The sequence below is a fragment of the Camelimonas fluminis genome (assembly GCF_014656355.1).
GTDB lineage: Bacteria > Pseudomonadota > Alphaproteobacteria > Rhizobiales > Beijerinckiaceae > Camelimonas > Camelimonas fluminis.
On sequence record NZ_BNCG01000048.1, the window covers coordinates 1 to 14,767 of the forward strand.

At 62.7% G+C, this 14,767-nt stretch carries 17 protein-coding genes; 16 read left to right on the forward strand and 1 reads right to left on the reverse strand.

Annotation, left to right across the window (positions count from 1 at the left end; genetic code table 11):
- A partial coding sequence (locus IE243_RS20400; RefSeq protein ID WP_191321167.1) for a hypothetical protein occupies window positions 1-804 on the reverse strand: 804 nt, incomplete at its 3' end.
- Window positions 805-1,077: 273 nt separating this feature from the next.
- Between IE243_RS20400 and IE243_RS20405 the strand changes: the two genes are divergently transcribed.
- From IE243_RS20405 to IE243_RS23225, 16 genes are all read left to right on the forward strand, one after another.
- Window positions 1,078-2,031, forward strand: a complete 954-nt coding sequence (locus tag IE243_RS20405; protein ID WP_191321168.1) for an ABC transporter permease — start codon at window positions 1,078-1,080, stop codon at window positions 2,029-2,031.
- Window positions 2,032-2,087: 56 nt separating this feature from the next.
- Window positions 2,088-2,927, forward strand: coding sequence for an ABC transporter permease (locus IE243_RS20410; protein ID WP_210319925.1), 840 nt, complete (start codon window positions 2,088-2,090; stop codon window positions 2,925-2,927).
- A 5-nt stretch (window positions 2,928-2,932) separates the two neighbouring features.
- On the forward strand, window positions 2,933-3,955 hold the full coding sequence (locus IE243_RS20415; RefSeq protein WP_191321170.1) for an ABC transporter ATP-binding protein: 1,023 nt from the start codon (window positions 2,933-2,935) through the stop codon (window positions 3,953-3,955).
- Entirely contained in the window at window positions 3,942-4,979 is a 1,038-nt protein-coding gene (locus IE243_RS20420) for an ABC transporter ATP-binding protein (RefSeq protein ID WP_191321171.1), read from the forward strand. Before IE243_RS20415 ends, IE243_RS20420 begins: the two co-directional genes overlap by 14 nt.
- 95 nt (window positions 4,980-5,074) lie before the next feature.
- Window positions 5,075-6,784 carry an ABC transporter substrate-binding protein gene (locus IE243_RS20425; protein WP_191321172.1) on the forward strand — a complete coding sequence of 570 codons (1,710 nt, stop codon included), beginning with the start codon at window positions 5,075-5,077 and terminating at the stop codon, window positions 6,782-6,784.
- Window positions 6,785-7,315: 531 nt separating this feature from the next.
- Window positions 7,316-7,621 carry a hypothetical protein gene (locus IE243_RS20430; RefSeq protein ID WP_191321173.1) on the forward strand — a complete coding sequence of 102 codons (306 nt, stop codon included), beginning with the start codon at window positions 7,316-7,318 and terminating at the stop codon, window positions 7,619-7,621.
- A 353-nt stretch (window positions 7,622-7,974) separates the two neighbouring features.
- The gene (locus IE243_RS20435) at window positions 7,975-8,226 is read left to right on the forward strand and encodes a type II toxin-antitoxin system ParD family antitoxin (protein WP_191321174.1); all 252 of its coding nucleotides are present in this window, start codon (window positions 7,975-7,977) and stop codon (window positions 8,224-8,226) included.
- On the forward strand, window positions 8,223-8,513 hold the full coding sequence (locus tag IE243_RS20440; protein WP_191321175.1) for a type II toxin-antitoxin system RelE/ParE family toxin: 291 nt from the start codon (window positions 8,223-8,225) through the stop codon (window positions 8,511-8,513). The genes IE243_RS20435 and IE243_RS20440 overlap by 4 nt, the downstream gene beginning before the upstream one ends.
- A gap of 402 nt (window positions 8,514-8,915) precedes the next feature.
- Window positions 8,916-9,206: a hypothetical protein gene (locus IE243_RS23880; protein WP_308432090.1), complete on the forward strand. Its 291-nt coding sequence runs from the start codon at window positions 8,916-8,918 to the stop codon at window positions 9,204-9,206.
- Window positions 9,207-9,265: 59 nt separating this feature from the next.
- Window positions 9,266-9,490 (forward strand): 2OG-Fe(II) oxygenase family protein, encoded by a 225-nt coding sequence (locus tag IE243_RS20450; RefSeq protein WP_191321177.1) that lies wholly within the window; start codon window positions 9,266-9,268, stop codon window positions 9,488-9,490.
- 246 nt (window positions 9,491-9,736) lie between these two features.
- Complete coding sequence (locus IE243_RS20455; RefSeq protein ID WP_373301730.1) at window positions 9,737-9,961, forward strand: 2OG-Fe(II) oxygenase; 225 nt, start codon at window positions 9,737-9,739, stop codon at window positions 9,959-9,961.
- A gap of 180 nt (window positions 9,962-10,141) precedes the next feature.
- Complete coding sequence (gene istA, locus IE243_RS20460; protein WP_373301729.1) at window positions 10,142-11,650, forward strand: IS21 family transposase; 1,509 nt, start codon at window positions 10,142-10,144, stop codon at window positions 11,648-11,650.
- 12 nt (window positions 11,651-11,662) lie between these two features.
- A complete protein-coding gene (gene istB / locus IE243_RS20465; protein ID WP_191321179.1) occupies window positions 11,663-12,415 on the forward strand; it encodes an IS21-like element helper ATPase IstB in 753 nt (250 codons plus the stop codon).
- Between the two features lie 301 nt (window positions 12,416-12,716).
- Window positions 12,717-13,283, forward strand: a complete 567-nt coding sequence (locus IE243_RS20470; protein ID WP_191321180.1) for a methylated-DNA--[protein]-cysteine S-methyltransferase — start codon at window positions 12,717-12,719, stop codon at window positions 13,281-13,283.
- Window positions 13,280-14,032, forward strand: a complete 753-nt coding sequence (locus IE243_RS20475) for a 2OG-Fe(II) oxygenase (RefSeq protein ID WP_191321181.1) — start codon at window positions 13,280-13,282, stop codon at window positions 14,030-14,032. Before IE243_RS20470 ends, IE243_RS20475 begins: the two co-directional genes overlap by 4 nt.
- Before the next feature lie 551 nt (window positions 14,033-14,583).
- Window positions 14,584-14,767 (forward strand): hypothetical protein (locus IE243_RS23225; RefSeq protein ID WP_210319926.1); only part of this gene is annotated, 184 nt, incomplete at its 3' end.

Here is a 14,767-nt window from a genome sequence, read left to right on the forward strand (position 1 = left end):
ATCACGTCCGCGCTCCCAACAAAACCCTGCATGAGTCAGGGGCAGAAGGCCTTGGTATGAAACGGCGAGATCGCAGGCGGGAACAAATTGATCCGGCTTGTCCTCACGATAGATGCATTCAAAGTTGTAGGCCTTGCCGTCGCGCACCGTGAACACGTAGCGATTGATCGCGACGTTTTTGAACCGTTTGTTGGTGAAAACCATATCGACGGCCGGCTGGCCAAGCATCGTCGTCATCGTCGACGATTTGAGCCTGATCGACGGCAGGACCGCTATGGACTTTGTGAATTCATCAACAATGGCCTGCCGGCTTTGCTCGCTGACCCCTGTAATATCGCCAGGATCGCGCGGCCCAAGAAAGGTGATCACTACATCACCGTTGTTCATGGTTGAGGCGGTGACGCCCGTCACGTCGCCGGTCCCGTCGGCAAACATATGGCTCAGCGAGAAGCCTTGCGGATATTGAAAACTGTAGGAGCCGTTAGCGGCGGTGAAGGTCTGGGCATTTTGGGCAACGGCACCGACAGGCAGGGTGAGAACGAGGGCCAGGAGGCCGGATCGACGAACGACAGGCATGCAAACCTCATCGTGGGACAACCTGACAGAGGAAACCCCGTTTCTCCAAACAGGCCTGCATATCTCAAGGCGTTCAATTGCTGAAACGAACCCATTGCCAACGAGGCGGCCTTTTCGACCATTTTCAAACCCGGATGTGCACGCGACCAACGGCGCAGCACGCTTGCCGCGGCCGCCATGGCGCAGGTGAAGCGCCCGGACGTCCGGACTGTCTGCGCCATGGGCCATGCGGGTTTCCCCGTGAAGGCGCGCTCAAAACATATCGGTCGATAAAATTTTAGTCGGAAATTTGAACGGCCGATATGTTTTCTCGCATTTTGTATATGTTATGACATTGTAACGACTCTCGCGGGGGAACGAGCGCTTATGGAATGCAAGGACCGCAAGCGAAATTTCGGCCCGGCCGGTGCATCCGGACCAGGACGCGCAGGCCGTCGCCATGTTCCTGCGGCGCATCACGGCAGCCTTCCGATCTCCTTCACCAGGCCTGGCAGGTGAGCAATGTGGGCCTATACGCTTCGCCGCCTGCTGGCGCTCATTCCCACCCTTGTCTTCGCCAGCCTGATTGTATTCGCGACGGTGCGGATGATCCCCGGCGACGTCATCGACATGATGCTGTCGCAGAACGACACCAGCGCCGGCCAGAAGGATCGCGAGCAACTCGAACAGGCGCTCGGCCTCGATCAACCCGTATATATTCAGTATTTCCGCTGGCTTGGCGGCGTCGCGCGCGGTGATTTTGGCCATTCGCTCTGGCAGAATACGCCGGTGCTGGACCAGATTCTGGCCCGTCTGCCCATTACCTTCGAACTCGGTCTGCTGGCGATCATCATCGGCCTGGTCATTGCCGTGCCGATCGGCGTCCTTTCCGCCCTGCGGCAGGACACGACCGGCGACTACCTCATGCGCTCCCTGTCGATCCTGATGCTGGCGGTGCCCTCGTTCTGGGTTGGCACCATGGTCATGGTCTTCCCCTCGATCTGGTGGGGATGGGCGCCCGCGCTGGTCTATGTCCCCTTCACCCAGGACCCGCTGGCAAACCTCGGACATATGCTCACGCCAGCCCTGATCCTCGGCATGTCCCTCTCCGCCATCACCATGCGCATGATGCGCACCATGATGCTGGAGGTGCTGCGCCAGGACTATATCCGCACCGCGTGGGCCAAGGGTCTGAACGAGCGCACGATTGTCGTCCGGCACGCCCTGCGTAATGCGCTCATCCCGGTGATCACGCTGATTGGCATCCAGGCGCCGCTGGTGATCGGCGGCGCGGTGATCATCGAGCAGATCTTTGTCATTCCGGGCATGGGGTTGCTGCTGCTCGACGCCGTGGGCCAGCGCGATTATCCGGTCATCGCGGGTGTGTTTCTGGTCGTCGGCGTCGCGGTGATGCTGATCAATCTGATCGTTGATCTCAGCTACGGCCTGTTCGATCCAAAGGTGAGGTATCGCTGATGACGATCGCGCTTGATAGGCCAGCCGCCTCCCGTCCCCGACGCGGATCCGCGACGATGAAATTCATCGGCCGGCTGTTTCGCGAGAAGCCACTCGGCGCCGCCGGCGCGGTCATCTTCCTCGTCTTCCTGTTCTGCGGGCTGTTCGCGGATGTCCTGGCTCCTTACGGTTATAACCAGATCAGCCCGATCAACCGGCTGAAACCGCCCTCCTGGCAGTTTCTGTTCGGAACCGACAATCTGGGGCGGGATGTGTTCTCGCGTTGTCTCTACGGCGCCCAGTTGTCAGTCATTATCGGGTTCTGCGCCGCGGGCCTCGCAACCATTGTCTCCGTCGTCATCGGCGTGGTGTCGGGATACATCGGCGGCCGGTTCGACATGATCGTCCAGCGCATGGTCGACGCGTGGATGAGCTTCCCGGACCTGATCGTGCTGATCGTGGTCGTGTCGGTCGTCGGTCCTGGTTTGCTGCCCATCATCCTGGTGCTGGGTTTGCTGCTGGGCATTGGCGGATCGCGCATCATCCGCGGCGCCACGATCTCGGTGCGGGAAAACATGTATGTGACCGCCACCCAGTCCATGGGCGCCAGCACATTCCGCATCCTGTTCCGGCACATTCTTCCCAATGTCATGGCGCCGGTCATCATCCTGTTCACCACCCGGGTCGGCTTCGTCATCCTGGCGGAATCCGGGCTGTCGTTCCTTGGCCTCGGCGTTCCGCCGCCGGCTCCCACCTGGGGCGGCATGCTGTCTGGCAGTGGGCGCACCTACATGCTGCAGGGCCCGTGGCTCGCTCTCGCGCCGGGGCTGTGCCTGACCTTCGTCGTCTACGCAACCAACGTCTTTGGCGACGCCTTGCGCGATCTGCTCGATCCTCGGATGCGCGGAACACGCTGAATTGCATGACCCCAGCGTGCGTCCGCGCGCCAGAACGAGGGAGGCCGCCAGTGCACAGTCCGGTTCTTGAGGTGAAGAATCTCGCTGTTGAATTCGGCTCTGGCGCGGGGCGGGTCCGCGCCGTCGACGACGTGTCGTTCGATGTCCGGCCTGGGGAAACGCTGGCGATCGTTGGCGAAAGCGGCTCCGGCAAGAGCGTCACCGCGCTCTCCCTGTTACGCCTTGTTCCCACGCCGCCGGGCCGCATCTGTGCGGGCGAAATTCTGTTTCATGGCGAAGACCTGCTCAAGGCGTCGGAAGCGAGCATTCGCAGCATCCGCGGCAACCGGATCGCCATGATCTTCCAGGAACCCATGTCATCGCTGAACCCGGCGCTGACGGTCGGCCTGCAGATTGCAGAACCGTTACAGCTCCACGGCAAGCTCACCTGGGCGAAAGCGTTCGAACGGGCCAGGGAACTGCTCGGAAAAGTTCGCATTCCCGACGCCGCCAGACGGGTCAACGCTCACCCGCACCAGTTTTCCGGCGGCATGCGCCAGCGGGCGATGATCGCCATGGCCCTGGCCTGCAAGCCCAATCTGATTATCGCTGACGAACCAACGACCGCGCTGGACGTCACGGTGCAGGCGCAAATCCTCTCCCTGCTGAAGAACCTGACAAAAGAGACCAATGCGGCCCTGATCCTGATCACCCACGACCTCGGCGTCGTGGCGCGCTACGCCGACCGCGTCTGTGTGATGTACGCCGGGCGGGTGGTGGAAAGCGGTTCGGCGCAGGACATCTACGCCAATCCGCAGCACCCCTACACGCTCGGCCTCATGGCCTCCATACCGCGGCTTGATCAGGAGGCCGGCCAACGCCTGACGCCGATTGACGGCCAGCCGCCAGATCTCGCCGCTTTGCCCAAAGGCTGCGCCTTTGAACCCCGCTGCCGCTTTGCGATGGCCCGCTGCCGGCGGGAACGGCCGGCGCTTGAATCACAGGGAGGCCGCCACTACCGGGCGTGTTTTGCCGATGTCTCATGCTGAACCCGTGACCACCGGCGCGCCCCTGCTGCGGGTGTCCGACCTCAAGGTGCACTTTCCAATCCATGACGGCGTTCTGATCCGCCGGCGCTCCGGCTCCGTCAAAGCCGTCGATGGCGTATCGTTTGAGGTGCGGAAGGGGGAAACGCTTGGACTCGTCGGCGAGTCCGGCTGCGGCAAATCCACGACCGGCATGGCCATTCTGCGGATGACGCCCCTGACCGGGGGCAGGATCGAATTTGAAGGGCAGGATATTTCCGGGCTCGGGGCCAGAAAGATGCGGCCGCTGCGCCAGCGCCTGCAGATGGTTTACCAGGATCCGTACGGATCCCTGAACCCACGCATGAAAGTGGGCGACATCGTCGGCGAGCCACTGGTCATCCATGGCGTGACGGGCACCCAGGACGCCTACCGCGCCCGCATTCAGGAACTGCTGCGGCTGGTTGGACTTCGTCCGGATATGGCGGAGCGCTATCCGCATGAGTTTTCCGGCGGACAACGTCAGCGCATATCGATTGCCCGGGCCGTGGCGCTCAACCCCTCGCTGGTGTTGTGCGATGAACCGGTTTCGGCGCTCGATGTCTCGATCCAGGCCCAGGTCGTCAACCTGTTCCAGGAACTTCAGGAACGTCTTGGGCTCTCATACCTGTTCATTGCCCATGACCTGGCCGTGGTCCGGCACGTCAGCCACCGCATCGCCGTGATGTATCTGGGGCGCATTGTCGAAATCGCCCCGCGCGACATGCTCTATCGCGAGCCACTGCATCCCTACACGCGCGGACTGCTCGCCGCCGTTCCCTTGCCTGATCCGTTGGCGGAGCGGACCCGCGTCCATGAAGAAATCACGGGCGAACCGCCGAGTGTGGTGAACCCGCCATCCGGCTGCCACTTTCACCCGCGTTGCCCCATGGCGATGCCCATTTGCGCACAGCGCGCGCCTGAACTGACAGCCATTGGCAACGCCCGGTCGGTCGCCTGCCATTTGCATGGCGCCGCCCCAGCGCTGGATGGGCAGGCCGCCGCCTGAGATACGCCGCGTTGGCCGGCTCGCGGCCCACAGCGCCGGACGGATCAACAGCAGACGGGGCTGACGTAAAGCCCCGCATAAAACGGAGGGATCTCATGCAACAACACACGCGCAAGCGACGCTTCGCGGCGGCAATTGGCCTTGGGTTGGCGGCGCTTGCCGCGTCGTCCGTCCAGACCAGAGCCAGTGAAACGCCGACGCCAGGCGGTGTTATCGAAATCGCGACCCTCTACCGGGCATTGCCGACGCTTTCATGGGATCCGGCCGACTGGAACTGGAAGGTGAACCACGACACCGGTCAGATGTTCGAGCAATTGTTCGCCGCTGACCTGACGAAGGCAAAACGGCTCGGCGGCCCATACTCCTTCTATGCGGACGCCTGGCTGCCCTCAGACGCCATTCGGGGCGAGCTGGCCGAAAGCTGGGAGTGGAAACAGAACCCGCTGCGCCTGGAAGTGAAACTGCGCGACGGCGCCCGCTTCCCCGCCAAACCCGGCGTGATGGAAGCCCGCGATCTCGTCGCAGATGATGTCGTCTACGCCTACAATCGCCTGCTGCAAAGCCCAAAGAAGGTTGCCGGATATTTCGACCATCTGGAAAAGGTCGAGGCCAAGGATCCAAAAACTGTTGTATTTACATTTAGCAAATTCAACTCCGAATGGGGTTACCGCTTCGGGTATGGATATTTTTCCGGAATCTACCCAAAAGAGGTCGTGCAGGCGGGCATTTCCGACTGGAAGAAGCTGAATGGCACCGGCCCGTTTCTGCTGACGGATTTTGTGCAGGGCAGCGCCGCGACCTACGCCAGGAACCCGGACTACTGGGGGTCCGAGAAGATTGACGGAAAAGAATTCAAACTGCCGCTGCTGGACAAGGTGGTGTTCCGCAACATTCGCGACCCATCGACGGCAATGACCGCGCTTCGCCAGGGCAAGGTCGACATCCTGGAATCCGTGCGTTGGTCCGACGTCGACCCGTTGAAGAAAACCAGCCCCCAGCTGCAGTGGGGGAAATGGCTGAGCATGTTCGGCCAGTATCTGGCCATGCGCACGGATACAAAGCCGTTTGACGATATCCGCGTGCGCCGCGCACTCAATATGGCGGTGAACAAGAAGGAAATCGTGGATTCTTACTATGGCGGACAGGCTGAAATGTTCGCCTACCCCCAGCACCCTGATTACACGGGGTATTACGAAACCCTGGACAAGATGCCCGAGAGTATACGTGAACTCTATGCCTACAATCCGGAGAAGGCGAAGAAACTTCTGGCGGAAGCGGGCTATCCCAAGGGTTTTAGCTTCAAGGTCCAGGTTTGCACATGCAATCCGGACCATATGGAGCTTCTGCCGCTTGTCGCCGCTTACCTGGAGCAGGTCGGCGTCAAACTCGAAATCCAGCCACTCGAGTATGGGGCCTTCCTCGCCACCGCTCTGGGAAAAACCCACGCCCCGGGCTTCTTCACCTCGACGCCGCACAGCAATCCGACCACCACGTTGCGCACCGGCTTCCTGCCAGGGCAACAGGCGAACGCCTCCATGTACCGGGATCCGGAATTTGACCGCCGGCTGGCCGACGCCTACGCGGAGCAGGATGAGCCCAAACGTCAGGCAATGATCAAGGACCTGACCCGGGAGGTGCTCGACAAGGCCCCCTACGTGTGGCTGCCAACGCCTTATGTGTTCACGGCCTGGTGGCCGTGGGTGAAGAATTATGGCGGCGAACTGCGCGCCGGCGCCAACCGGCCGGGACCCATCTACGCGCGCATCTGGATCGACCAGCAGATGAAGAAAAAAATGGGCTTTTGAACCTCCAGCACCGGGCGGGCCTTTAGAGCTGGCGAGATATCTCTCCGCGGAAGGTCCGCCCGACCCACAGTCATCGGCTTGGGAAAAGACAAGAAAGTCACGGGGAAGGGTTGCCTGCGGAGGCGGGTCAGGAAGACGCCGCTGCGGCGCGCATGACCCCAAGTCGATGTTGTCGTCGGCCCGTCAACCAGGGACTGACGTGGATTGGCCTTGCCCATCCAGTTGTTTCCAGGCGCGCCGGAAGTTGCGATGAATGTTTCACGCTGGCGGCCAGGTTGCGAGCGGCGCGCCGGAGGTGGAATATGGGGGGCCTTGCTGCCTGCTCTGTCGGGCCTCATCCTGTGACCTTGTGGGAACGTTCGCCGCCAGGCTGCGTTCAAAGGGTGGGATGTCAGCGATCCATTCCCCCGGGACCGCCATGTCTGCGGATATGAAAGGAGCCCCGCGCCGTGCCGTCCTTCGCCTCGGGGGCGAAAGGACACATGAGTTGCTGCTCCAGAAATGCTGGATCCGACAGGAGGGAGACGCGACATGAACACCGCAAACCTGCAAATGGAAGGCGTACTGCTGGCGCTCGCCGCTTTATGCGATACGCTGAAGCGCCAGGGCGTGCTGAACATGCCGGACCTCGAAAGCGCGCTGGATCGGGCCGAGGCTGGCGCTTCCGATCGCGGCGGCGACCTGAGCGAAGCCAACCGGGAAGCCATCCGCTTTCCCATCCGCTTCCTGCGAATGGCGCTGCAAACCGGAGAACGGCCGCTGGATTACCGCAGCATCGCGGTTGAGATCGGCCGAATGCGGAGTGGCGTGGGCAATCAACCAGACAGGGTGATCTGAGGTCGCCTGATCATCAGCCCAAAGCGACCCGGGCTGGCAATCCGGCAACGCACCAGGGTCAGCGCAGGCGCGCGCCTGGAGCCAGGTCGCACTTTGCCCGGCGGGCACAGCGGCCGGACTGGGTCTGAGCGGGAAAAATTATGAATACAACACGCGCCCCGGGAACCCCTGTCGCGCAGTAGCCAGGATAGCGCCCCATCCCTCCGCCTGTTCCAGAAGGCGCGACCAGACCACCGCCGGCATGAGGCGTCAGGCTCATCCCGGGATCGCCACCCGCCCAGCTCAGGCCATTTCCGCAAGCTTGTGCATTTACCAAAATTTGGTACAAATGATTGCCAGCAGGAGACGCCAGAATGGCAGCGCGCAACACTTCAATCTCGCTCGGGGATCACTTCGCGACGTTCATCGACACCCAGGTCCAGGGCGGCCGGTATGGCTCTGCCAGCGATGTGGTCCGCGCTGGTCTTCGGTTGCTGGAAGAGCATGAAGCAAAGCTCAAGGCGCTTGAAGCTGCGTTGATCTCTGGCGAAGCTTCGGGTGAACCGACTGAGTTTGATTTCGAGGCTTTCAAGGCGCGCAAGCGCCCCGCATCCGGGTCCCGGTGAAACGGATCCTGCTCACCCCAGCGGCGCAGGCCGACATGGAGGGCATATGGGACTACTCGCTGGAGCACTGGGGCGCTTCGCAGGCGGATCGCTACACGGATGATATCCGTGATGCTTTGGTGGCCCTGGCGTCTGGACAAAAGCAGGGTCGGAAAGCCACTGTCCGCGCGGGTTACCAGAAGTTTCTGCTTGGCGCCCACATGCTCTACTTTCGTGAAGACGCCGATATGATCACCGTCGTGCGCATACTTCACAGCAGGATGGACGCCGAGAAACATCTCTATTAACTCCGCCTGCCAACAGCGCAGCGTCAGACATTCTGGCTTGGGAGGACCGGAATGCACCTCCAGAACCGCGTCACGCCATTTGGCGACATTGTCGCTATTGCCCAACGGGGCCTGTTCACGGGCAACCGCGGCATCATCCATGATCCCGCGACAAAGACTCTTCTGTGCAAACGTTGGGCAACCCGTACCTGGCTCATCTGCGATTGCGCGTTCAGGGGGCGCCGCCGGGATGTGATGGCTGGCCGGAGTTGGACCGAACTGTTTTTCCTCGACGAAGCCGTCGCGCTCTCTGCGGGTCATCGTCCCTGTTTTCTATGTCGCCGCGAAGCTGCGGAGCGCTTCCGCGCCTGCTGGGCGTCTGCAAGGCAAGAGTCCCCGCCATCCGCCGCCCGCATTGACACAGTGCTTCACGAAGAGCGTCTCGAACAGGGTCGGAAGCGCCTGCACCCCGTCACGCTCCTGTTGACCGATCTCCCCGACGGAACGGTCGTCGCGGTCAATGGCGAGGCATACACCCTCCGCGCCGGCCTCGCGCATCGCTGGACCAATGAAGGCTACGCCAGGCCGGAGCTTATCCACGATGCGGACTGGCTTCTGACCCCTCCGTCGACGGTCATGGCGCTGCACGCGGGATACCGCCCGGTGTTGCACCCGTCGATCAACACGACGCCCAACAGATCAGATGATGCCTGATCTTTTTGACATGCTTGCTTCCGCAGCCCCGCGACCGAGACAATGACGGGGGAGCGGTGTTGCTCCGGGGCGCCGCGCTCCCTTACGAAAAGGATCTTCTCGAGGCCCTCGCCGGCATCGCCGCCACATCTCCATTCCGGCGCATGGCGAAGGCCGGCGACTTCACCATGCCGGTGGCGATGACGAACTGTGGCGCGGCTGGTTGGCTCACGGACCGCACCGGCTATCGTTACCATCGTAACAACCCGGATTCAGGCCAGCCCTGGGTGCGCGAAGGCCGGTAGGTCGCGTTCAGCATCATTTTCCATAACGCGGCCGCATGCCCGCACCGCTGGCAGACCAACATATAGAGATGTCCACCGTTCAGGTCGAAAGGCCCTCAAAATCAGCACTGAAACCGGCCGGGCGCGTCGACGCGAGCGAATGATACCGGATAGTGATGGCGGTTCTGTCGTCGCCCGCCAGCCAGAGGAATGCTGGGCGCTGACAGTTCTCTATCCACAAACGGCAAATTCCGTAGCCGAATCGTTATGGCCCGACATGCCTTCGGCAAGGAGCTTGTTCCGCTCCGTCAGGCTGACGCAGTCGCCTTCGCGGTCAACCATCGGCCCGCCAGGAGCGCGCGCGGAAGTGCGTGCGTGAACCTCCGGCACGGCGTCAGCCGCCTGCACGCAGGGCATCGACACATCCCCCTTGCATCATCTTCCACAACGCAAAATAGGGCTGCGCGTCACCCAACTGCGGATTCCGATTGAAGTGGGCGGGGTATTCCGAAGCGAAGCCGGCAGGCCAATCCGATTTGAAGCCGGCACGTAATTCCGAGATGAAGCCGGCACCCTGAAGGGGATGTTGGAGGCCTGGGTCAGCCACTCTGGCAGACGATTTCCGTATCGACCGAGACGGAGACCGTGATGCCTGCGAAGAGGAAGCTGACTATGAGACAACTGCGGCAGATGCTGCGTTTGGCCGAAGAGGATCTGAGCCCCGGGGAGATCGGGCGTCGTCTTGGTGTGGCGCGCAGCACGGTGCAGGGGAACCTGGCGCGCGCCCGGGCAGCCGGCCTGTCCTGGCCGCTTCCAGCGGATCTACACGATGACGCGCTGGCAGGCCGGTTGTTCGCGCGACCCGGTGCTCTTTCGGGCGCGCGACGCCGTCCGGAGCCGAACTGGGGCGACCTCGTCGTCGAGCTGAAGAAGCCGGGCGTGACGATGGCGATCCTGTGGGAGGAGTATCGCGCCATTCACCCGCAGGGCTACGGCTACAGCCGGTTCTGCGATCTGCTGCGTGGCTTCCAGCGCCGGCTGTCGCCGACGATGCGGCAGGAGCATGTCGCCGGCGACAAGGTCTTCGTCGACTATTCCGGCAAGAAGCTCGGCATCGTCGATGCGCAGACCGGCGTCATCCGGGAGGCCGAGATTTTCGTCGGTGTGCTCGGCGCCTCGAACTTCACCTTCGCCGAGGCGAGCTGGACTCAAGGACTGCCCGACTGGATCGGCTCGCATGTGCGGATGTTCCGGTTTTTCGACGGCGTTCCGCGCCTCATCGTGCCGGACAATCTCAAGGCCGGGGTCAACAAAGCCTCGTTCTACGACCCGGAGCTCAACCGTAGCTACGGCATGATGGCCTCGCATTACGGGGTCGGCGTGCTGCCGGCCCGGGTCCGCAAGCCGCGTGACAAGGCAAAGGTCGAGAACGGGGTTCGCTTCGCGCAGAGCGCCATCCTGGGCCGCTTGCGCAACCAGACCTTCTTCTCGCTGGCCGAGGCCAATGCCGCGATCAGCGAAGCCGTCGACCGGATCAACGACCATGTCATCCGGCGCCTCGGTGTGACCCGCCGCCATCTCTTCGAGACCGTCGAGCGGCCGGCGCTGGCGACGCTGCCCGAGGATTACGAGTTCGCCGAGTGGCGCCTGGCCCGCGCCGGCGTCGATTACCATGTCGAGTATGATGGCTATTTCTACTCCGTTCCCCACGGCCTGATCCGGGAGCAGGTCGATCTGCGGGCCACCAGCCGCACGATCGAGGTCTTCCATCGCGGCCAGCGCGTCGCCGCGCACCAGCGTCGCTATGGCGGTCGCCGGCACGGAACCAACCCCGACCACATGCCGAGCTCGCACCGGCGGTATGCCGACTGGAGCCCGGAACGGCTCCGGCGCTGGGCCGCGTCGGTCGGCCCGAGCACGGAAGGCCTGGTCATCGCCATCCTGGCCAACCGCCCCCATCCCGAGCATGGCTTCCGGACCTGCCTCGGCGTGCTGCGCCTGTTCCGCGACCTCAGGCCGGCCCAAGCCGAGGCCGTCGCCGCCCGCGCCCTCGAGATCGGCGCGTTCGCCTACCGCGCTGTCGCGGCCATCGCCGCTCGGCAAACGGCGGCCAAGACCCCTACCGAACCCGCCGCCATCATCGAGCACAGCAATCTGCGCGGCCCGGGCTACTTCCACTGATCAGGAGACATCATGTTGATCCATCCCACCATGGGCTTGCTCGCCGAGCTCGGTCTGCACGGCATGGCCAAGGGCTTCCAGGAGCTCCAGGCTCAGCCCGAAAGCCGCGCTCTCGAACATGCCGACTGGCTCGCCCTCCTGCTCGAACGCGAGAGTACGATGCGTCGCCAGAAGCGCTTCGAGAACCGCGCTCGCGCCGCCGCGCTGCGCCACAACGCCAGCATCGAGGATGTCGACTTCAAGGCGGCGCGCGGCCTCGATCGCGGGCTCTTCCTCAGCCTCGCCGGCGGAGACTGGATCCGCCAGCACCGTAGCTTGTTGATCACCGGCCCAGCCGGCGTCGGCAAAAGTTGGCTCGCCTGCGCGCTGGGGCACAAAGCCTGCCGCGACGATGTCTCCGTCGCCTATCACCGCGCCCCGAGGCTCTTCGCCACCCTGGCCCAGGCCCGTGACCAGGGCCGTTACGCCCGCCTGCTCAAGGCGCTGGCCAGGGTCGAACTCCTCATCATCGACGACTGGGGCCCGGAGAAGCTCGACGACACCCAGCGCCGCGATCTCCTCGAACTCACCGAGGATCGCTACGAGCGCCGCGCCACCATCATCACCAGTCAGATCCCCGTGGACCGCTGGTACGAGATTATCGGGAATCCCACCATCGCTGACGCGATCATGGATCGTATCGCTCACAATGCCTACCGCATCGAGCTCGCCGGCGAGAGCATGCGAAAACGTCAGTCGCAGAGCCCTCCAGCCTCGCTCGCTTGACCGTCAAATCCATCCAAAACAATCATCACGAACGACCCAGGCAAATCACCTCGCACCTGCCGACTTCAAATCGGAATCGGGTGCCGGAATGAAATCGGAACAGGGTGCCGACTTCATATTGGAATTGCCCGCCGAATTCGTCGGAATCCGCACCCAACTTCCGCTGCCAGAATTTCAACCTGGATGCCGGGCGACCATGCGCCTGGAGAGCAAAACGTTGATTTGAAAACAAGGATCGGAGTTTGCGGAAATACGTCGGGACGTAGTTTCGATCGTGAGGACAGAGCAGGGAGATACGACAATGAACCTCATGATCATGACTGACACGCCGCGGTCCGATCCGCCGGCGAATTTCAGTTCGACGCCTGTCGACGTTCTTTCGTATGCGGTTGCGGACAGTGAGCTCGGCCGGGTGCTGGTTGCGCGCAGTGCGAAGGGCGTTTGCTCGATCTTACTTGGCGATGACGCCGACGAACTGGCGGCGAACCTCGCCGGGCGTTTTCTGCAATCCATGCCCGTTCCGAACGAGGCTGCGGTAAAGGAGGACCTCGCAGAGATTCTGCGATACATTGCCAAGCCATCCGGTGGTCTTGATTTGCCCCTCGATATGCGCGGAACCCCGTTCCAGCGCCGCGTCTGGGAAAAGCTGCGGTCGATCGGGGCGGGCTGGACGGTCAGCTACATGGAGCTTGCGAAGCGGATCTGCCCGCCAGCCAATCCGCGGGCGGTAGCCGGCGCCTGCGCGGCCAATCCGATCGCGCTGGCCATTCCCTGCCACCGCGTCCTCCGCAGCAATGGCGACCTGGGCGGCTATCGCTGGGGCATCGAGCGTAAGCGCGAGTTGATCCGCAAGGAGGCGCTGGCATGAACCAGCGGCTGATCGACGTCATCGACCGTGCCTCTGCGGCCAATTCCGCAGAGGCGCGGGTTGCCGCCTTCGACTGGGGGGCGCTCACAGGCGAACTCGACAGTTACGGGTGCGCCGTGCTGCCGAAACTTCTTTCGCCAGCTGAGTGTCGCAATATCGCGGCGCTCTATCCCGACGGGAGTCATTTCCGCAGCCACATCATCATGGCGGGGCACGGGTTCGGAAAGGGTGAGTACCGCTATTTCAAATACCCGCTGCCCGATCTGATCGGCGGCATCCGCACCGCGCTCTATCCGCATCTGGCCAGCATCGCCAATGAATGGAACGCGCGAATGGGTATGGATCAGCGGTTCCCCGCCGACCACGCCTCGTATCTACAACATTGCCACGATGCCGGCCAGACGAAGCCGACGCCGCTGCTGCTGCAATACGCGCCGGGCGACTTCAACTGTCTGCACCAGGACCTCTATGGAGATCTCTGGTTCCCTGTCCAGGTGGCGATCCTGCTCTCCGAACCGGATCGCGATTTCACGGGCGGGGAATTCGCGCTGACCGAACAGCGACCGCGGATGCAGAGCCGGGTCGAGGTGGTCCCGCTTCGCCAGGGGGATGCTGTCGCCTTTGCCGTCCACAATCGTCCGGTCCAGGGAGCGAAAGGCAACTATCGCGTGAATCTGCGCCATGGCGTCAGTCGCATCAGGTCCGGCATGCGTCACACCGTGGGAATCATTTTCCACGACGCCCGGTGATTAACCGAGGTTGGCGCGGCGCCGCCGGATGACGTCTACAGAGCCTGACCGACGCCTGAGCAACGATCGCGTTCCGCCGCAGCACGACCGGAGGCCGGCGGGGCGCGCATCTTCGGCCGCCATCCAGATATCGACCTTCAGTGTATGAGCCGGGACAATCGTTGACACTCGTTGCGGCAGGTCAGGGGATGACAGTGACGAGTGGTGCTGCCGTCGCCGCTCCGATGCCGGGCATCGCCTACCACCCGGTCGCCAACGGGATATTGCCTTCAGCGTCGTATGGCGCCAGAGCAACAACAACCCGGCTTACCGCAAATTGCCCTGCCTCGCGTGGTCGGCATCACGCGCCGGCCAGGAAAAGGAGGGGCCCCAGCGGCTTGTGTCGCTGGGGCCTCCTCCTTGCATATTCTGTCACTGGAAGTTCAGCCAGCTCTCTCGCAGCCGTGCTACGCAGGCGGCGGAGTGCAGTGCTACAGGGGGGTTCGGGGAGAAGCGCATGACGGCGGCCGGTCTGATCAGGTCCCTCGTGAAGGAAATCGTCCTCATCCCGGATGATCGACGTACGTTGCGATCTGGCTTGCATCCCTGGCATATCCCTCAGAAACAAAATTTGCGGACGCAAAAGAGCCGCCCGGTTGGGGCGGCTGGTGTGGGCGATTTTGCGTGACGACCTGAATTGGTTGCGGGGGCTGGATTTGAACCAGCGACCTTCAGGTTATGAGCCTGACGAGCTAC